This is a genomic window from Herbaspirillum sp. C9C3 (assembly GCF_013359625.1).
Classification (GTDB): Bacteria; Pseudomonadota; Gammaproteobacteria; order Burkholderiales; family Burkholderiaceae_D; genus Herbaspirillum.
The window spans coordinates 1-18,212 of sequence record NZ_JABFMQ010000043.1 but is presented as its reverse complement, the minus strand read 5'-3'; the positions used below and the strand labels follow the sequence as shown (position 1 = coordinate 18,212).

At 64.4% G+C, this 18,212-nt stretch carries 18 protein-coding genes and 1 pseudogene; 7 read left to right on the top strand and 12 right to left on the bottom strand.

The annotated features are described in order from the left end of the window. Window positions 1-153: 153 nt before the first annotated feature. The 7 genes and pseudogenes from HNO82_RS21590 to HNO82_RS21560 all read left to right on the top strand — a co-directional run bounded on the left by HNO82_RS21590 (window position 154) and on the right by HNO82_RS21560 (window position 6,290). Entirely contained in the window at window positions 154-1,533 is a 1,380-nt protein-coding gene (locus tag HNO82_RS21590; RefSeq protein ID WP_175345089.1) for a M16 family metallopeptidase, read from the top strand. Window positions 1,534-1,664: 131 nt separating this feature from the next. Next, complete coding sequence (locus tag HNO82_RS21585) at window positions 1,665-2,312, top strand: nucleotide-binding protein (protein ID WP_175345088.1); 648 nt, start codon at window positions 1,665-1,667, stop codon at window positions 2,310-2,312. 38 nt (window positions 2,313-2,350) lie between these two features. After that, window positions 2,351-3,673 carry a M16 family metallopeptidase gene (locus HNO82_RS21580; protein WP_175345087.1) on the top strand — a complete coding sequence of 441 codons (1,323 nt, stop codon included), beginning with the start codon at window positions 2,351-2,353 and terminating at the stop codon, window positions 3,671-3,673. Between the two features lie 55 nt (window positions 3,674-3,728). Next, complete coding sequence (gene rsmD, locus HNO82_RS21575) at window positions 3,729-4,397, top strand: 16S rRNA (guanine(966)-N(2))-methyltransferase RsmD (protein WP_175345086.1); 669 nt, start codon at window positions 3,729-3,731, stop codon at window positions 4,395-4,397. Window positions 4,398-4,433: 36 nt separating this feature from the next. Continuing rightward, window positions 4,434-4,916 (top strand): pantetheine-phosphate adenylyltransferase, encoded by a 483-nt coding sequence (gene coaD / locus HNO82_RS21570; RefSeq protein ID WP_006461533.1) that lies wholly within the window; start codon window positions 4,434-4,436, stop codon window positions 4,914-4,916. Next, window positions 4,909-5,202, top strand: a pseudogene (locus tag HNO82_RS22315) (YfhL family 4Fe-4S dicluster ferredoxin); the annotation flags it as partial. The gene coaD and the pseudogene HNO82_RS22315, both read left to right, overlap by 8 nt. 200 nt (window positions 5,203-5,402) lie before the next feature. Continuing rightward, window positions 5,403-6,290, top strand: a complete 888-nt coding sequence (locus tag HNO82_RS21560) for a DMT family transporter (protein ID WP_008332592.1) — start codon at window positions 5,403-5,405, stop codon at window positions 6,288-6,290. Here HNO82_RS21560 and HNO82_RS21555 read toward each other — a convergent pair whose 3' ends face one another. From HNO82_RS21555 to paaA, 12 genes are all read right to left on the bottom strand, one after another. After that, the gene (locus tag HNO82_RS21555; RefSeq protein WP_008332590.1) at window positions 6,291-7,409 is read right to left on the bottom strand and encodes a sensor domain-containing diguanylate cyclase; all 1,119 of its coding nucleotides are present in this window, start codon (window positions 7,407-7,409) and stop codon (window positions 6,291-6,293) included. A gap of 259 nt (window positions 7,410-7,668) precedes the next feature. Next, window positions 7,669-8,568 (bottom strand): class I SAM-dependent methyltransferase, encoded by a 900-nt coding sequence (locus HNO82_RS21550; RefSeq protein WP_175345085.1) that lies wholly within the window; start codon window positions 8,566-8,568, stop codon window positions 7,669-7,671. Between the two features lie 198 nt (window positions 8,569-8,766). Then, the gene (gene pcaF, locus HNO82_RS21545) at window positions 8,767-9,972 is read right to left on the bottom strand and encodes a 3-oxoadipyl-CoA thiolase (protein WP_175345084.1); all 1,206 of its coding nucleotides are present in this window, start codon (window positions 9,970-9,972) and stop codon (window positions 8,767-8,769) included. A 41-nt stretch (window positions 9,973-10,013) separates the two neighbouring features. Then, the gene (gene paaK, locus HNO82_RS21540; protein ID WP_175345083.1) at window positions 10,014-11,354 is read right to left on the bottom strand and encodes a phenylacetate--CoA ligase PaaK; all 1,341 of its coding nucleotides are present in this window, start codon (window positions 11,352-11,354) and stop codon (window positions 10,014-10,016) included. Window positions 11,355-11,401: 47 nt separating this feature from the next. Continuing rightward, window positions 11,402-11,878: a hydroxyphenylacetyl-CoA thioesterase PaaI gene (gene paaI / locus HNO82_RS21535; RefSeq protein WP_175345082.1), complete on the bottom strand. Its 477-nt coding sequence runs from the start codon at window positions 11,876-11,878 to the stop codon at window positions 11,402-11,404. Further along, window positions 11,871-13,409, bottom strand: a complete 1,539-nt coding sequence (locus HNO82_RS21530; RefSeq protein ID WP_175345081.1) for a 3-hydroxyacyl-CoA dehydrogenase — start codon at window positions 13,407-13,409, stop codon at window positions 11,871-11,873. The genes paaI and HNO82_RS21530 overlap by 8 nt, the downstream gene beginning before the upstream one ends. Before the next feature lies 1 nt (window position 13,410). After that, window positions 13,411-14,202: a 2-(1,2-epoxy-1,2-dihydrophenyl)acetyl-CoA isomerase PaaG gene (gene paaG, locus HNO82_RS21525; protein WP_008332582.1), complete on the bottom strand. Its 792-nt coding sequence runs from the start codon at window positions 14,200-14,202 to the stop codon at window positions 13,411-13,413. A gap of 39 nt (window positions 14,203-14,241) precedes the next feature. Continuing rightward, a complete protein-coding gene (gene paaE / locus HNO82_RS21520) occupies window positions 14,242-15,312 on the bottom strand; it encodes a 1,2-phenylacetyl-CoA epoxidase subunit PaaE (RefSeq protein ID WP_175345080.1) in 1,071 nt (356 codons plus the stop codon). A gap of 36 nt (window positions 15,313-15,348) precedes the next feature. Then, window positions 15,349-15,882, bottom strand: coding sequence for a 1,2-phenylacetyl-CoA epoxidase subunit PaaD (gene paaD / locus HNO82_RS21515; RefSeq protein ID WP_175345079.1), 534 nt, complete (start codon window positions 15,880-15,882; stop codon window positions 15,349-15,351). Beyond that, the gene (gene paaC, locus HNO82_RS21510; RefSeq protein ID WP_175345078.1) at window positions 15,879-16,631 is read right to left on the bottom strand and encodes a 1,2-phenylacetyl-CoA epoxidase subunit PaaC; all 753 of its coding nucleotides are present in this window, start codon (window positions 16,629-16,631) and stop codon (window positions 15,879-15,881) included. The genes paaD and paaC overlap by 4 nt, the downstream gene beginning before the upstream one ends. A 12-nt stretch (window positions 16,632-16,643) precedes the next feature. Further along, on the bottom strand, window positions 16,644-16,928 hold the full coding sequence (gene paaB / locus HNO82_RS21505) for a 1,2-phenylacetyl-CoA epoxidase subunit PaaB (RefSeq protein ID WP_008332574.1): 285 nt from the start codon (window positions 16,926-16,928) through the stop codon (window positions 16,644-16,646). Window positions 16,929-17,019: 91 nt separating this feature from the next. Then, window positions 17,020-18,006, bottom strand: a complete 987-nt coding sequence (paaA, locus tag HNO82_RS21500) for a 1,2-phenylacetyl-CoA epoxidase subunit PaaA (RefSeq protein WP_175345077.1) — start codon at window positions 18,004-18,006, stop codon at window positions 17,020-17,022. Window positions 18,007-18,212: the final 206 nt, after the last annotated feature.

The window sequence follows — 18,212 nt, the reverse complement described above, 5'->3', positions numbered from 1 at the left end:
GGGTGGGTCGCTGCGGCGGGGGGGGGGCAGGGCGGGACGGCAGGCGCGTGGCTACCCTGACAACCGCAGTGGACAGGTTACAATTGCCCTTCCACAAGCCCCGCGCATGGCCGCCAGGGTCAATGAATCCAGCATTTTATCAGAGCACAGCCCATGAAATTGAAGATCCGAGCCCTCCTGGCCACCGCCCTGTTGAGCCTGCTCGCCACCACGGCGACGCAGGTGCGGGCCGCGCCGGCGCAAGAGTTCGTGCTGGCCAATGGCATGAAGGTGGTCGTCAAGGAAGACCGGCGCGCGCCCACGGCGGTGCAGATGGTCTGGTACAAGGTTGGCAGCATCGATGAACTCAATGGCACCACGGGTGTATCGCACGCGCTGGAACACATGATGTTCAAGGGCACGAAGCACCACAAGGTCGGCGAATTCAGCCGTCTGGTGGCCGAACTGGGCGGGCAGGAAAACGCCTTCACCGCCAATGACTTCACCGCTTACTTCCAGCAGATCGAAAAGAGCCACCTGGAAAAGGTAATGGCTCTGGAAGCCGACCGCATGGCCAACCTGCAGTTCGACGCCAATGAATTCGCCAAGGAAATCCGCGTCATCATGGAAGAGCGCCGCTGGCGCACCGATGACCAGCCCATGGGCCTGCTCAACGAAGCCCTGAACGCCGCCGCCTGGACCGCCCATCCCTATCACCATCCGGTCATCGGCTGGATGGACGACCTGCAGCACATGCGCGTGCAGGATATCGCCAGCTGGTACCGCCAGTGGTATGCCCCCAACAATGCCACGCTGGTCGTGGCCGGTGATGTCGATGCCCAGCGTGTGCTGGCCCTGGCCAAAAAATATTTCGGCAAGATTCCTTCTCACCCCTTGCCCCGCGGCAAGCCGCAGAACGAGCCCGAGCAGCTGGGCCTGCGTCGCGTCACCGTCAAGGCCCCGGCCGAGAATCCGTATGTGGTGATGGCCTGGAAGGTGCCGGCCTTGCGCCATGTGGAAGCCGACCAGGACGCCTACGCCCTCGATGTGCTCTCCGCCGTGCTGGATGGCTATGACAATGCCCGCCTGACGGCCAACCTGGTGCGCACCGCCAGCCAGGCCACCGCAGTGGGCGCCAGCTACAGCGGCGTGGCGCGCGGCCCAGTGCTGTTCACGCTGGAAGGCAGCCCGGCCAATGGCGTGACCACCGAACAGCTCGAGGGCCTGCTGCGCGCCGAAGTCCAGCGCATCGCCAGTGAAGGCGTGTCCGAACAGGAACTGCAGCGCGTGAAGACGCAACTGATCGCCTCCCAGGTCTACAAGCGCGATTCCGTCTTCGGCCAGGCCATGGAGATCGGCATGATGGAAACCACCGGCCTGGGCCAGAAGAACATCGACCGCATCATCGACCGCTTGAAAAGCGTGACCGCGGCCCAGGTGCAGGCGGTTGCACAAAAATACTTCAAGGACGATACGCTCACCGTCGCCACGCTGGTGCCCCTGCCGCTGGACGGCAAGAAGCCCGCCGCGCCGCCGCCGGGCCTGCTGCATTGAGGATTGACGTTTTTTGCACCATTAAGTCGGGCTGAATGCTGTATTGAATGGCATTAACGCCAGCTTAATGGTGTACCCAAGTCGCTGAGTTCTTCCTGATCGATCGGCTTCTGTTCTTTACGGAGAAAACCATGCCCGTCATCGTCGTCGCCAATCCCAAGGGAGGCGTAGGCAAGACCACCCTGGCCACCAACCTGGCCGGTTATTTCGCCAGTCTTGGCCATGCCGTCATGCTGGGCGACATCGACCGCCAGCAATCCTCGCGTGCCTGGCTGTCGATCCGTCCGGAACAGGCACGCCCCATCAGTACCTGGGACATCAACGAGGACTACGTTGCCAAGCCCCCCAAGGGCAGCACCCACGTGGTGCTGGACACGCCCGCCGGGCTGCATGGCTGGCGTCTGAACGATACCCTCAAGCTGGCCGACAAGATCCTGGTACCGTTGCAGCCCTCGATCTTCGACATCCTGGCCACGCAGGATTTCCTGCGCCGCCTCGCCGCTGAAAAGGCGGTGCGCGAGGGCGAGATCGAGGTCGGCATCGTCGGCATGCGCGTCGATGCCCGTACCCGTTCGGCCGAGCAGCTGCAACGTTTCATCGAGGGGCTGAAGCTGCCGGTGCTGGGCCATCTGCGTGACACCCAGAACTATGTACAACTGGCCGCCCACGGCCTGACCCTGTGGGATATCGCACCTTCTCGCGTGCAGCGCGATCTCGACCAGTGGCAACCCATCCTCGATTGGATCGCCGGCCAGCCGGCCCCTGACCAGGCCGCATGACAGCACGCATGCAGCCTCGCTTTCGATTGTCCTCTTCCATGAAAAAAACCTTCTCTCTCCTCTTGCTCCCGCTGGCCCTGTTGGCCAGCGCGCCCGCCTCGGCAGCCCTGGCCATCCAGTCCTGGACCCAGCCTGACGGCGCGCGCGTGCTGTTCGTGGCCAACCATGCCATCCCCATGCTGGATGTGAGCGTGCAGTTCGATGCCGGCCAGCGCCGCGATCCCGCCGACAAGGCCGGCCTGGCCGAGCTGACCGTGGCCAGCCTGACACGCGGCGTGGAGGCCGCCGACGGCGCGCCTGCCCTGAGCGAAGCGCAGATCCTGGACGGCTTTGCCGATGTTGCCGCCCAGCAGCAGGGCGGCGCCGGGCAGGACCGCGCGGGGGTGAGCCTGCGCACCCTGTCCTCGCCCGCCGAACGTGATGCCGCACTGGGCCTGCTGGGCCGCATGCTGGCCCATCCTGCTTTCCCGCAGGCCGGTCTTGAGCGTGACCGCGCACTGGCCATCGCCAACCTCAAGGAAGCGCTGACCAAGCCCGAAGCCATCGCCGAAAAAGCCTTCATGGCAGCGGCCTACGGTCGTCATCCCTATGCCGTCGAGGCCAGCGAAGCCAGCCTGCAAGCCATTACCCGCGAGGACCTGCTGGCTTTCCATCGCGCCCACTATGTGGCCAATCGCGCCGTCATTGCCTTGATCGGCGACGTCAGCCAAGCGCAGGCGCGCGCCATTGCCAGCGCCCTCACGCGCGAGCTGCCGCAAGGTGCAGCCTTGCCGGCCCTGCCGCCGGTGACCGCGCCCAAGGGCGGGGAGCAGCGTATCGCCCATCCGGCCTCGCAATCGCACATCCTCATCGGTGCGCCGGCCATCCAGCGCGGCGACAATGATTTCTTCGCGCTGACCGTGGGCAACTATGTGCTGGGCGGTGGCGGCTTCGTCTCGCGCCTGACCGATGAAGTGCGCGAGAAGCGTGGCCTGAGCTACAGCGTCTACAGTTATTTCTCGCCCCTGGCCCAGCCCGGTCCCTTCCAGATCGGCCTGCAGACCAAGAAGGAACAGACCGCCGAAGCCCTGCGCGTGACCCGCGCCACGCTGGACAAATTCCTTCAGGAAGGACCAACAGCTGCCGAACTGAAGGCCGCCAAGGACAACCTCGCCGGTGGCTTCGCCCTGCGCATCGACAGCAATGCCAAGCTGCTGGAAAACCTCGCGGTGATCGGTTTCTACGGTCTGCCGCTGGACTACCTGGACCACTGGATCGAGCGCATCCGTGCCGTGGGTGTGCAGGACGTGCGCGCGGCCTTCCGCAAGCATGTGCATCCGGACGAGTTGTCCACGGTCATCGTCGGCGCAGCCGCCGAGTAAATCATTTACCTCATTTGACATCGGCGGCCCCGCGCCGCCCGCAGCAAGGAAAGTCATGCGCAAGAGCAGTCCCCCGCGATCCGGTCCCGCCGCTGGCGGCAAGCCGGCCAAGCCCGTCAACCGTGGCCCGCATCAGGTACGCATCATCGGCGGCCAGTGGAAGCGCACGCCGCTGCCGGTGCTCGATGCCGAGGGCCTGCGCCCCACGCCGGACCGCGTGCGCGAGACCGTCTTCAACTGGATCACCCACCTGATCGACGGGCAGTGGGAGCAGGTGGCCTGCCTGGATCTGTTCGCCGGTTCCGGCGCGCTCGGTTTCGAGGCCGCCAGCCGGGGCGCGCGCCGCGTGGTGATGGTGGAAAACAGCGCGGCTGCCGTGCGCCAGCTGGAGTCCAATCGCGACAAGCTCAAGGCCGAGGCACTGGTCATCGTGCGCGGCGACGCCCTGGCCGCCGTGCACAATGCCGCCGGCCGCGAGGCTGCCGGCTACAGCCTGGTCTTCATCGATCCGCCGTACCACCAGGGCTGGCTGGAAAAAGTGTTGCCGGCGTGCATGCCTTTGCTCACGCCGTCCGGATTGATCTACGTGGAAGCCGAGTACCCATTGCAAGGCGAAGACGCGCCGGCCTGGATGCAGGACTGGGAAGTGGTGCGCGCCGACAAGGCCGGCATGGTCTTCTATCATTTATTGCAACGCAAAAGCGCTACCCAAATTGAGGCATAATGCGCCTTCTGATTCAATAGCCGGAGAGGAGACACCATGGTCACAGCCGTATATCCGGGGACATTCGATCCGTTGACGCGAGGACATGAGGACCTGGTCCGCCGCGCATCGGGGTTGTTCGACAAGCTGGTCGTGGGCGTAGCCGACAGCAAGAACAAGAAGCCCTTCTTCTCGCTCGAAGAGCGTCTGTCGATTGCCAATGAAGTGCTGGGGCACTACCCCAACGTGCAGGTGGAGAGTTTCTCGGGCCTGTTGAAGGATTTCGTGCGCCAGAACAATGCCCGCGTCATCGTGCGCGGCCTGCGTGCGGTGTCGGACTTCGAATACGAATTCCAGATGGCCGGCATGAACCGCTACCTGTTGCCGGACGTGGAAACGCTGTTCCTGACTCCGTCTGACCAGTACCAGTTCATCTCCGGCACCATCGTGCGCGAGATCGCCCAGCTGGGGGGGGACGTGTCCAAGTTCGTGTTCCCGTCGGTGGAGAAATGGCTCAAGGAAAAGATCGCCAAGCAATGATGTTTCAAGCAAGAGAGGTGCGGCAATGGCACTGATGATTACCGACGATTGCATCAACTGCGACGTCTGCGAACCGGAATGTCCCAACGAGGCCATTTACATGGGGCCGCAGATCTACGAGATCGATCCGGACAAATGTACCGAATGCGTGGGACATTTCGAGGAACCGCAGTGCCAGCAGGTCTGCCCGGTCGCGTGCATTCCCTTCAACCCGGCCTGGCGCGAGAGCCCCGAGCAGTTGATGGAGAAGTACGAACGCCTGCAGGCCCAGGCCAAGCGCAGTTGAGTCTGTACACCTGGCGGTGCTGCCAGGAAATGCCGTTCAGTGCTGCACTGAACGGCATTTTGATTTGGTGAATGCTGCTGCGCGCAACATTCAACCTGCATGAATACTCGCTATCAGCGCCGACCATGCCAAGGCTGTTGCGGCGCAAGTAGAGTAGGCAGGTTTCCGGACTTTTCCATGCGCATCCACCCACACAGAACATGCACTCCCTCCCCAAATCCGCTGTTGCCGCCCTGCTGTTGAACACCACCATCTGGGGTCTGTCCTGGACCGGCACCCGCGCCCTGGAAGGCATGGGCCTGCATCCGGTCTGGGCCACGGCAGCCATCTTCAGCGCCTGCGCCTTGCTGCTGCTGACCTTGCGCTACCGTGAACTGCCACTGCTGTGGCGTCATCCGGCCTTGCTGGCCGTGGGACTGACCACCGGCCTGACCAATGCCTCCTTCAATGTCGCGGTGGCCTATGGCGATGTGGTGCGGGTGATCCTGCTGTTCTACCTGATGCCGGTATGGACCGTCATCCTGGCGCGCCTGGTGCTGCATGAAGCCATCACCCCGCGCTCGCTGGCGCGCGTGGCACTCGGGCTGAGCGGCGCCTTCATCGTGCTGTACCAGCCGCGTCTGGGCCTGCCACTGCCGCAGAGCCTGCCGGACTGGATGGCAGTGGCGTCGGGCCTGCTGTTTGCGGTGACCAATGTGCTGTTGCGACGCCTGCACGGCCTCTCCGATGGCGCTCGCGCCGTGGCCATGCTGGCCGGCAGCGGCGTGCTGGCCAGTCTGTTGGGCGTGCTGCTGTCAGCCAGCGGCGTGATTGCCTGGCCGTTGCCCTTGCCAGCGGCCGCCGCGCCCGTGGTAGCGCTGTGGGCGTTGCTGTTCCTGGTATCGAATCTGAGCCTGCAATATGGGGTGGCGCGCCTGCCGGCCAATATCACGGCGGTCATCATGCTGGCCGAAATCCTGGTGGCGACCTTCTCGGCCTGGCTGCTCGGTGCAGCGGAACTCCGCGCGCAAGACCTCATCGGCGGCGTGCTCATCATCACCGCTCCCTGGATCGTGCGGGACCGCCCGGTGGCGGCGCAGCCTGCCTGATCAGTCGTGGGTGGCCAGCATGACGCGGTTGCGTCCGGCTTCCTTGGCCTGGTAGAGCGCCTGGTCGGCCGCCTTGAGCATGGCCTGCTTGACTTCGCCCGCCGCGCGCCCGCGATCCGGCGGTGACAGCGAGGCTGCGCCGATGGAGGCGGTGATGCGCAACGGATCGCGCGAGCCCTCGATCATCACGCCACGGCTGCAGATGCCGGCGCGGATGCGTTCGGCGATGCGTGCGGCGTCGTCGCGCGTGGCGTGGGTCAACAGCACCACGAATTCTTCCCCGCCGAAGCGACCCAGTGCATCCGACAGGCGCAGTTCCTTCTTGATGCGCGCAGCCACTTCGCGCAGCACGTCGTCCCCGCTCTGGTGGCCGAACTGGTCGTTGACGCGCTTGAAATGGTCGATGTCGATGAACAGGCAGGACAGTGCCGAGCGATCGCGCTGGCTGCGTGCCACTTCCTCCTGCATGCGTTGCTCGATGTAGCGGCGGTTGTTCACGCCCGTGAGCGGATCGGTCAGGCCGATGTGCTTCAGGCGCTCATTGTTGATGACGTTTTCCAGGCAGATGGCGGCTACCGTCGCCAGGCGCTGGATGAAGTCGGTGGCCAGCGTGCGCGTGAAACGTTCGGCATAGGCGCTGCCCAGCGACAGGTAGCCCAGCAGCCGGTGCTGGCGCACCAGCGGCAGCACTGCCACGCTCACCGGCTGGTAATGCGGGAACAGCGGCCCGTGCAGGGCCGGCACGTACTGGCCCAGGCGCGGTTTTTCGTCCGACAGCGGACCATCCTCGTCGATGAAGTGCAGCGGGTCCTTCAGGAACAGCAGCTTGGGGAATTCGTTCACGCCGATCTGCAGGTCGCGCAGGATGCGCTGGATCGCGTAGTCGCCATCGATGAGGGACAGCGTGACCGTCTCCAGGCTGAACACCCCCGGCATCACCGTGAGCATCACGTCGATGAGCTCGCGGAATTCGCTGGCACCGATCAGTTTCAGATCGAAGGCTTGATGGCGTTCGATGATGGACTGGTTGATGTGCGCCTGCTGCAGCAGATCCTGCAGCTCGCTCCTCAGTTGTTCGTTGTCGGCAATCAGCGATTCCATATCGATGGTCGATGTCATGTGCTCATCTGCATATTCCGGCGTGCGGCCGGCCCCTTGCCCAAACCGGTCGCCCGGTCACCCTCCAGCCCGCCACGTGCGGGGTGGGCGGTCTGACTGCCTGTGCTGCAATTTGCAATTTGCGATCTGCGATCTGCGATCTGCGATCTGATCCGACGTTATCGGCAGGGCGGGCCGCAAATGAAGGCCCCATCCCCTCCCTGATACCGAGCAAGAAGCGTTCCCGTCCGCCTGCCTGCTGCTGCCGACCGGGGCCGACTCAGGCTGCCTGCGGGGCGAAGAAGCGTTCGCCCATCTCATCCAGTCCCAGCGTGCGCAATACTTCCTGCAGGCGCTCGGCCGGACGGCGGCGCGGCAGGTCGCGGTATTGCGCAATGATCAACTCGTTCTTCATCGAATGTTCCCAGCCCACCAGCTCGGTCACGCTGACCTTGTAGCCATGCGCTTCCAGCTGCAGGCAGCGCAGCACATTGGTGACCTGGCTGCCGAATTCGCGGGTATGCAGCGGATGGCGCCAGATCTCGGTGAGCGAATTGGAGAGCGACTTGCCCTTGTTGCGATTGAGCACCGAGGCCACTTCGGCCTGGCAGCAGGGCACCAGGACGATGAAGCGCGCTTCCTTGGCCAGGGCGAAATGGATGGCGTCATCGGTGGCCGTATCGCAGGCATGCAGAGCGGTGACCACGTCGATCTTCTCCGGCAGGCTGGGCGAAGTGATCGAATCGGCCACCGACAGATTGAGGAAGGACATGCCGCCAAAGCCCAGGCGCGCGGCCAGTTGCTCGGACTTGCGCACCAGCTCCTCGCGGGTTTCGATGCCGTAGATGCGGGGCGCGCCCTGCAGGCCCTTGAAGAACAGATCGTAGAGGATGAAGCCGAGATAGGACTTGCCCGCGCCATGGTCGACCAGGCTGACGCCGGGATGATCGTCCAGCACTTCTTGCAGCAGCGGTTCGATGAACTGGTAGAGGTGATAGACCTGCTTCAACTTGCGGCGGCTGTCCTGATTCAGCTTGCCGTCGCGGGTGAGGATGTGCAGTTCCTTCAACAGATCGATGGACTGGCCGGGCCGGATCTCATGCGCCTGCGGGGCGCTCTCGGCAGTGGATTTGGCCCGGTTCGGCTGGCGGCCGGGGGCGCTGTTGGCTTGCTTGCTCATGATGCTGCACTGGCGAAGGGCCGGCGCGCAGGCCGGCGGGGTGGATTCGGGGGCAGGGCGGCGAGCTCCGGAGCTCGGTAAAGGACTGCCGTGGCCGGGCATTTTACCCGATCCCGATGTCAACTTCGTGAAGTGCTGCTGCCGTGCGCGGCATGTTGCAAGCCAGCAAACATGCGCGCGCGGACCGATGCCAGGGCCTTACGCTACCCGCTCGATCACCAGCGCAATTCCCTGGCCCACGCCGATGCACATGGTGCACAGCGCATAGCGGCCACCGGTGCGCTCCAGCTGGTTGAGGGCGGTCGTCACCAGCCGTGCGCCGGAAGCCCCCAGCGGATGACCGATGGCGATGGCGCCGCCATTCGGATTGACGTGCGCGGCATCGTCGGGCAAGCCGAGATCGCGCGTCACGGCCAGCCCCTGCGCGGCGAAGGCTTCGTTCAGTTCGATCACGTCCATCTGCGCCAGCGTCAGGCCGACCTGCGCCAGCACCTTGCGTGTCGCCGGCGCCGGACCAAAGCCCATGATGCGCGGCGCCACGCCCGCCGTGGCCATGCCCAGCACGCGCGCACGGGGCTTGAGGCGATACAGGTCGGCGGCCTTGGGCGAGGCCAGCAGCAGCGCGCAGGCACCGTCGTTGACGCCGGAGGCATTGCCTGCCGTGACCGTGCCATCGGGGCGCACCACGCCCTTGAGTCTGGCCAGCGTGGCCAGGGTCGTGTCCGGGCGCGGATGTTCGTCGGTGGTGACGATGAGCGGATCGCCCTTCTTCTGCGGGATGGTCAGCGCTGCGATCTCGCCCGCGAAGAAACCGGCCTCCTGTGCTGCGGCCCAGCGCTGCTGGCTGCGCAGAGCAAACGCGTCCTGGTCGGCACGGTTGATGTTGAAATCGGTGGCGACGTTTTCCGCCGTCTCGGGCATAGAGTCGATGCCGTACTGCGCCTTCATCAGCGGATTGACGAAGCGCCAGCCGATGGTGGTATCGAAGATCGCGGCACTGCGCGAGAAGGCCGATTCCGCCTTGCCCATCACGAAGGGCGCGCGCGTCATGCTCTCCACCCCGCCGGCGATCATCAGCTCCACCTCGCCCGACTTGATGGCGCGTGCAGCCATGCCCACCGCATCCAGGCTGGAGCCGCACAGGCGGTTGATGGTGCTGCCCGGCACGTCGATGGGCAGGCCAGCCAGCAAACCGGCCATGCGGGCCACGTTGCGGTTGTCTTCGCCGGCCTGGTTGGCGCAGCCGTAGAGGATGTCGTCGACGCGGCTCCAGTCCACGCCGGGGTTGCGCTCCATGAGGCTGCGAATGGGTGCGGCCGCCAGGTCATCGGCGCGTACCGCGCCCAGGGCGCCACCGTAGCGTCCGAACGGGGTGCGAATGGCGTCACAAATCAATGCTTGCATAGGTCTCTTTCTTCCAGGATCAAGGGTTTGCGGGCCATGCCTCAGGCCGGGAGGGCCGACGCGACGGCGCTGTCGGCTTTCTTGCGATGGTCGATCACCCGTTTGGCCTTGCCCACCGAGGTGCGCTCGATCATGCCGGCCGGCACCACCGTCACCTTGGTGGAAATGCCCACATAGGTCTTGATGCTGTGCTGCAGTTCCTTCTCCAGTGCCTCCACGTGTTCGGTGGAGGCGTCCTCGCGCAGCTCGGCGAAGACGCACATGCTGTCCATGTGGCCGTGGCGTTCGATCTGCAATTGATACTGCGGGGCCAGTTGCGGCAGTTTCAGGATCAGCTCCTCGATCTGGGTCGGGAACACGTTCACGCCCCGGATGATGAGCATGTCATCCGAGCGTCCGGTGATCTTGCCGATGCGGCGCATGGAGCGCGAGGTCGGCGGCAACAGGCGCGTGAGGTCGCGGGTGCGGTAGCGGATCATCGGCAGCGCTTCCTTGGAGAGCGAAGTAAAGACCAGTTCGCCCTCCTCGCCGTCGGGCAGCACTTCGCCGGTATCAGGATCGATGATCTCGGGATAGAAGTGGTCTTCCCAGATCACCGGCCCATCCTTGCTCTCGATGCACTCGCTGGCCACGCCCGGTCCCATCACCTCCGACAGACCATAGATGTCCACTGCATCGATGCCGGCGCGCTGCTCGATTTCGCGGCGCATGGCATCGGTCCAGGGCTCGGCACCGAAGATGCCGACCTTGAGCGAACTGGCGGCAGGGTCCAGCCCCTGGCGCTGGAATTCCTCGATCACGTTGAGCATGTAGGAGGGCGTGACCATGATGATGGCCGGCTTGAAATCGCGAATGAGCTGTACCTGCTTTTCAGTCTGGCCGCCCGACATGGGGATGACGGTGCAGCCCAGCTTTTCCGCACCGTAGTGCGCGCCCAGCCCCCCGGTGAACAGACCATAGCCATAGGAAATCTGCACGATGTCACCGGCACGTCCACCGGCGGCGCGAATGGAGCGCGCCACCACCGTGGCCCAGGTGTCGATGTCATTGCGCGTGTAGCCCACCACGGTGGGCTTGCCGGTGGTGCCGCTGGAGGCATGCACCCGCACTACCTGCTCGCGCGGTACGGCGAACATGCCGAAGGGATAGTGGTCGCGCAGATCCTGCTTGGTAGTGAAGGGAAACCTGGACAGATCCGACAGGCTCTTCAAGTCGTCCGGGTGCACCCCGGCCTGGTCGAAGGCATGGCGATAGTGCGCCACGTTTTCATAGGCATGCTTGAGCGACCATTTCAGGCGTTGCAGTTGCAGCGCCTGCAGTTCGTCGCGACTGGCCGTTTCGATGGGCTCCAGATCGCCGGGTTGGGGAGTGCGGGTGGTCATGGTGGTCTCCTGTCTCTGTTGATGTTGGTGTTCTCTTTTTTGCGCGGTCACTGCGCTGCCTGCAGGCCGCTGATCACCTCGCCTCTGATGCGATAGGACTTGCCCCGGAACAGCGCAATGATCTTGCCGTCCTGGTTGCTCACGGTGATGTCGTAGACCCCGGTGCGGCCGGCCAGCGTGCGTTCCTGCGCCTCGGCGATCAGCAGGTCGTTGCGCATGGCCGGTGCCACGTAGTCGATGCTGCACCCCGATGCCACGGTGTTGAGGTTACGGCTGTTGCAGGCAAATGCAAAGCTGCTGTCGGCCAGCGCGAAGATGAACCCGCCGTGGCAGGTGGCGTGGCCATTGAGCATGTCGCTGCGCACCAGCATGCTCATGCGCGCCCGGCCCGGTGCGATCTCCAGGATCTTCATCCCCAGCGCCTGGGAGGCGTTGTCGCGCGGGTACATGGCTTGCACCGTGGCCTCGGCCAGGGTTTGCGGATCCATCTCGGTCGATGGGGATGACAAGGCGGTCTCACTCATGGAATTTCCTCCCGGAAGCTTGCAGGCGTTGAAGCAGGGGCGAGACCCGATAGCGGTCTTCGCCATAGGTGGCACTGAGCTGGCGCAGTACGTTGGTGACGGTGTCGATGCCGATGGCGTCGGCCCAGGCAAGCGGGCCACGCGGATAGTTCACGCCCTTCTGCATGGCCATGTCGGCATCGCTCCGACTGCACACGCCCTGGTTGACGGCATCGGCGGCTTCATTGGCGAGCATGCAGACGGTGCGCATGACCACCATGCCCGGCACGTCCTGCATGGCCGAGACCGCAAAGCCGCAGGACTGCAGCACCGCGAGCACGGCCTGGTAGGCGCGCTCGCGACACTGGTCGGCGCGCGTCACGCCCAGGCGGGTGGCGCGGGCATAGTCCAGCGCCAGGTCCACCAGCACCACGTCGGGCATGTTGTAGTCGTAGGATTGCTGGGTCGCGCTACGGCCTTCGGTGACGTACAGGCGGCCGGGGCCGGCCTTCATCAGCAGGTGGTCGGCGCGTGGCCCGTGGTATTCCACGCGGCCCTGGTAGCGCGCGCGGATCACTTCCACCAGCGGATGCGTCCCGAACAATTGCAGCGGCACCGTGGGCAGCTCGTACTCGGGTTCGGTCGCCGGCTGGGGGATCTCGGCATCCTCGCCATAGCGATAGAAACCGCGCCCGCTCTTGCGGCCCAGCAATCCGGCCTGCACCAGTTCCTGCTGGATCAGCGAGGGCGTAAAACGCGGGTCGTTGAAGAAGGCATGGAATACCGATTGCGTGACGGCGAAGTTGACGTCATGTCCGATCAGGTCCATCAGCTCGAAGGCACCCATGCGGAAACCGCCGCTCTCGCGCAGCAGGGCGTCGATGGTGGCCGGGTGCGCGCCGCCTTCGTTGAGCACCCGCAAGGCTTCGGCGTAGTAGGGACGGGCCAGACGGTTGACGATGAAGCCGGGGGTCGAGCTGGCCACCACCGGGACCTTGCCCCAGGCCAGCGCGGTGTCGTGCAGGCATTGCACCACGGTGGCGTCACTGCGCACGCCACGGATGACTTCCACCAGGGCCATCTGCGGCACGGGGTTGAAGAAGTGCAGTCCCGCCAGGCGCTCGGGATGACGCAGCGTGGCCGCGATATGGGTGATCGAGAGCGAGGAGGTATTGCTGGCCAAGAGGCATTGCGCATCGACCAGGTCTTCCAGCTTGCCGAACAGTTCCTGCTTGGCGCCGAGCTGTTCGACGATGGCTTCGATCACCAGGCGTGCATCGCGCATCTCCTGCAGGGTGTGGGCAACGCAGAGCCGGTCACTGGCGGCGTGAGCCTCTTCGGCGGGGATCTTGCCCTTGTTGGCCAGTTTGTCGAGACCGGCGCGGATGCCGGCGATGGCCTTGGCCGCCGCGCCTTCGCGGCTGTCGTAAAGTTGCACCGGATGCCCGGCCAGCGCGGCCACCTGGGCGATACCGGCGCCCATGGTGCCGCTGCCGATGACGGCCACCGGGGCCGTCGCGGGCAGGGCGTACCTGATGTCTGCCGCGTTCATGTCATTGCCCCGTGAACTGCGGCGCGCGCTTTTCCAGGAAGGCGCTCACGCCCTCGCGGTAATCCCGGCTGTGGCCGAGCGCGCGCATGGTGTCGCGTTCCAGGTCCAGCTGTTGCGCCAGGGTGTTGGCCGGGCTGGCATGGAGCGTGGCCTTGGTGGCGGCCAGGCCCTTGGTGGGGGCGCGGGCGAAGTGTTCCGCCATGGCGCGTGCCTGCTCCATCAACTGGTCGTCCTCCACGCATTTCCAGATCAGACCCCAGCGTTCGGCCTGCTCGGCGCTGATCTTCTCGCCCAGCAGCGCCATGCCCATGGCGCGCGCCGTACCCACCAGGCGCGGCAGGAAGTAGGTGCCGCCGGTATCGGGAATGAGCCCCAGCTTGCAGAACACTTCCACGAAGCTGGCCGAGCGCGCGGCCAGCACGATATCGCAGGCCAGCGGCAGGTTTGCACCCGCACCGGCGGCCACGCCGTTGACGGCGCAGATCACCGGGAAGGGCAGCGCACGCAGCGACTTCACCAGCGGACCGTAGTACTTGTCGATGGATTCGCCCAGGTCGACGGCACCGTCACCGGGTTTGACGGCGCGGTCGCCCAGGTCCTGGCCGGCGCAGAAGCCGCGTCCGGCGCCGGTGAGCAGCAACACCCGCACGCTAGTGTCGGCCTGCAGCGTGGCGATGGCCTCGCGCAGTTCCAGGTGCATGGCCACGGTGAAGCTGTTGAGCTTGTCGGGGCGGTTCAGCGTGATGACGGCGATGCCGTCGCGGTTCTCGAAGAGGATGGATGAGTAGCTCATGGGCTCGGAAAAAGTAAGGGGCGGGGAAGAGCGTCAGGCTCAGTTGTCCTGGTCGAAGTCCAGCAGCAGCTTGTCGCTGACCGGGAAGGACTGGCAGCTCAGGACGAAGCCGCGGGCGATCTCGTAGTCTTCCAGGGCGTAGTTGGCATCCATGTCGACCTTGCCCTCGACCACCTTGCAGCGGCAGGTGGCGCAAACGCCACCCTTGCAGGAGTAGCGCAGGTCGATGCCGTGCTTCAGGCCGGCATCGAGCACGGATTCCTTTTCCTTGTCCATGGTGAAGACGTTGTGATAGCCGTCGACGATCACCGTGACCTCGCATTCCTTCTTGCCCACCACCGGGCGCGAGGCGTGCGCACGCGTCGGTGTGCTGGCGGCAAACAATTCGGTCTTGATCTGCGTCTTGGGCATGCCATGTGCCTGCAGAGAATCGGAGACGGCCTGCACCATTTCTTCGGGACCGCAGAGGAAGGCCGCGTCCATGTCCTTGAGATCGATCCAGGAAGCGAAGAAGGCATCGCACTTCTTGCGGTCGATGCGTCCGTTGAACAGCTCCACGTCCTGCTGCTCGCGGCTCATCACCCAGATCACGTTCAGACGTTCGAGGTAGGCATCCTTGAGGTCGGTGAGTTCTTCCTTGAAGATCACCGAAGACGAGGCGCGATTGGCATAGACCAAAGTAAAGCGGCTGTGCGGCTCGGTCAGCAGCGTGGTCTTGATGATGGAGATCATCGGCGTGATGCCGCTGCCGGCGGCAAAGGCCAGGTAGTGCTTGCGGTTGGCGGCATCCAGCGGAACGTTGAAGTGGCCCATGGGCGGCATCACCTCGATACTTTGTCCCGGGACAAAGGACTCATTGGCCCAGTTCGAGAACAGTCCGCCGGGGACGCGCTTGATGGCGACCCGCAACTGCTTTTCCTGGGTGGCCGCGCAGATCGAATAGGAGCGGCGCAATTCCTCGCCCTCGATGTGCGAGCGCAGCGTCAGGTGCTGGCCCTGCTGATAGGCGAAGGTATCCTGCAATTCGGCCGGGACGGCGAAGGAGACCACGATGGTATCGCGCGTTTCCTGTTTCACGCCCGAGATGGTCAGTGGATAGAATTTGCTCATGATGTTGTGCCTTGGTTCTGGGACATTGAGCACGGCTCAATGCGCCTTGAAGTAATCGAACGGCTCGCGGCAGTCCTTGCACTGGTACAGCGCCTTGCAGGAAGTGGAGCCGAACTGGCTCACGCACACCGTCTGCATCGAACCGCAATGCGGGCATTGCACCTGCGGTGCGGCCTGTCGCCGGATGCTGATGCCGCGGATGTCGACGACCTGCTGCGCCGGTGGCGCGATGCCGTATTGCTGCAGGTTGCGGCGGCCTTTCTCGCTCATCCAGTCAGTGTTCCAGGCCGGTGCCAGCTGGGTGCGGATGGCCACCTCGGTCAGTCCGTGCTGCTTGAGCGCCGCGCCGATCTCCTGGGCGATTACGCCCATGGCCGGGCAGCCGGAATAGGTCGGGGTGATGACCACCGTGCAGCGTGCCGCCCCGGCATCCTCCTCGGAGACCTCGACGGCGCGCACGATGCCCAGGTCCACCACCGAAATGACCGGAATCTCCGGATCGGGAATGGCTTGCAGCCATTCCCAGATCCTTGCCTGGAGCGCCTGCGCAGGCGATGCCAGCTCGCTCACCAGCTGGCTCCGGGATAGGTGCGCTGCAAGAACTGCATTTCCGCCAGCAGGTAGCCCAGGTGTTCGGTATGCCGGCCCTGCTTGCCGCCACTCTGCATCCACAGGCCCGCAGCCGGCAGTTGCAGCGTGGCTTCGCGCATCACCTCGGTGACGTGCTGCTGCCACTTCTGTTGCAGTTCGTCCAGGTCCGGCGCGATACCGTCGGCCTGCATGGCCTGATCCAGCGCGTCGGCCGTGAACAGTTCGCCGGTATACATCCACAGGGCGTCGATGGCGTCCTGCATGCGGCGATGGCTTTCTTCGGTGCCGTCACCCAGGCGGATCATCAGATCGGTACTGCGGCGCACGTGGTAGGTGACTTCCTTGAGACACTTCTGCGCAATCTCGACGATGCGTGCATCACTGCTCTCGCACAGTCCTTCGAGCAGGAAGTAATGCCAGACGTCGAAGAGGAACTGACGCGCCAGCGTATCGGCATAGCTGCCATTGGGCAGCTCCACCAGCAGCAGGTTGTGGAACTGATGGGCATCGCGCAGGAAGGCCAGTTGATCTTCGTTGCGGCCCGCACCTTCCAGTTCGGCGGCGTAGGCCAGCCACAGGCGGGCCTGGCCGATCAGGTCCAGCGAGACGTTGATGAGCGCCATGTCTTCTTCCAGCGCCGGGCCCTTGCCGCACCATTCGGAGAGGCGTTGCGAGAGCACCAGGGCGTTGTCGCCCAGGCGTCGCACGTAATCGGTTTTGTGGGTCATGGTGCGTACCTCTTACAGGTTCTTCAGCTCAGCCGGCATGGGGAAGAAGGTCGGGTGGCGATACACCTTGCTGTTGGCCGGCTCGAACAGCGGCGCCTTGTCGCCCGGGCTGGAAGAGACGATGTCGGCGGCACGCACCACCCAGATACCTACGCCTTCGTTGCGGCGGGTGTAGACGTCGCGCGCATTGTTGATGGCCATCTCGCCATCGGGGGCGTGCAGGCTGCCGACGTGTTTGTGGGCCAGACCGTGCTGGCTGCGGATGAAGACTTCCCAGAGAGGCCATTCCTTGCTCATGATGCTTTTCCTTGTTGGCGGGCCGCTGTCATGGCGGCCACTGGCATGGTTGTGTGATGAAACGAATCGGATCGGATATCGAAGCGACGACTCAGGCCGCCTTGCGCGCGGCCCGCTTGTCGGCATGCGCCACCAGCGCATCGCGGAACCAGGCGCCGTCGTCGTAGGCTTTCTTGCGGGTGGCCAGGCGTTCGCGGTTGCAGGGACCGTTACCGCGCAGGACGTTGTGGAATTCGTCCCAGTTGATCTCGCCGAAGTCGTAACGACCGCGTTGCTCATTCCACTTCAGGTCGGGATCGGGCACGGTCAGGCCCAGGTATTCGATCTGCGGGATGGTCTGGTCGACCATGCGCTGGCGCAGTTCATCGTTGGAGAACAGCTTGATGCGCCACTGCATCGATTGGGCGCTGTTGACCGATTCTGCATCGGAGGGACCGAACATCATCAGCGCCGGCCACCACCAGCGGTTCAGCGCATCTTGCGCCATCTGCTTCTGCTCGGGCGTGCCGCGGCACAGCGCCAGCATGATGTCGTAGCCCTGGCGGGCATGGAAGGATTCCTCCTTGCACACGCGCACCATGGCGCGCGAGTAGGGACCATAGGAGCAGCGGCACAGCGGGATCTGGTTGATGATGGCCGAGCCATCCACCAGCCAGCCGATGGCGCCCATGTCGGCCCAGCTCAGGGTCGGATAGTTGAAGATGCTGGAGTACTTGGCACGTCCCGCATGCAGATCGTCCAGCAGTGCATCGCGCGACACGCCCAGGGTTTCGGCCGCGCTGTAGAGATAGAGACCGTGACCGGCCTCATCCTGTATCTTGGCCAGCAGGATGGCCTTGCGTTCCAGGGTCGGGGCGCGCGTGACCCAGTTGGCCTCGGGCAGCTGGCCGACGATTTCCGAATGCGCGTGCTGCGAGATCTGGCGCACCAGTGTCTTGCGATACGCTTCGGGCATCCAGTCCTTGGGCTCGATCTTGACCCCGGCATCGATGCGGGCCTGGAAGGCTTGCTCTTGGGCGGACATGTCCTCGGCGCTGCGCACCTTGGCTAGTCCGGTTTCTACGAGTTGTGCATACATGTGCTTCTCCGTGAAGGTGAATCACGCGGGTGAAGGACGAACGCGGTCCTTGCCGCAAGGCCAGGCCCTGCGTCTGCGTGAGTTGAAACCGCGAAACTGAAAAAATGCTGCTTGCTAGGGCCTGTTCACATTCAATCTGTGAGTGCGAGACGTCGCCAAGCGTTGGCTGCCTAGGCGCAGCGACGCGCCGTGGTGGTGCCACGGCA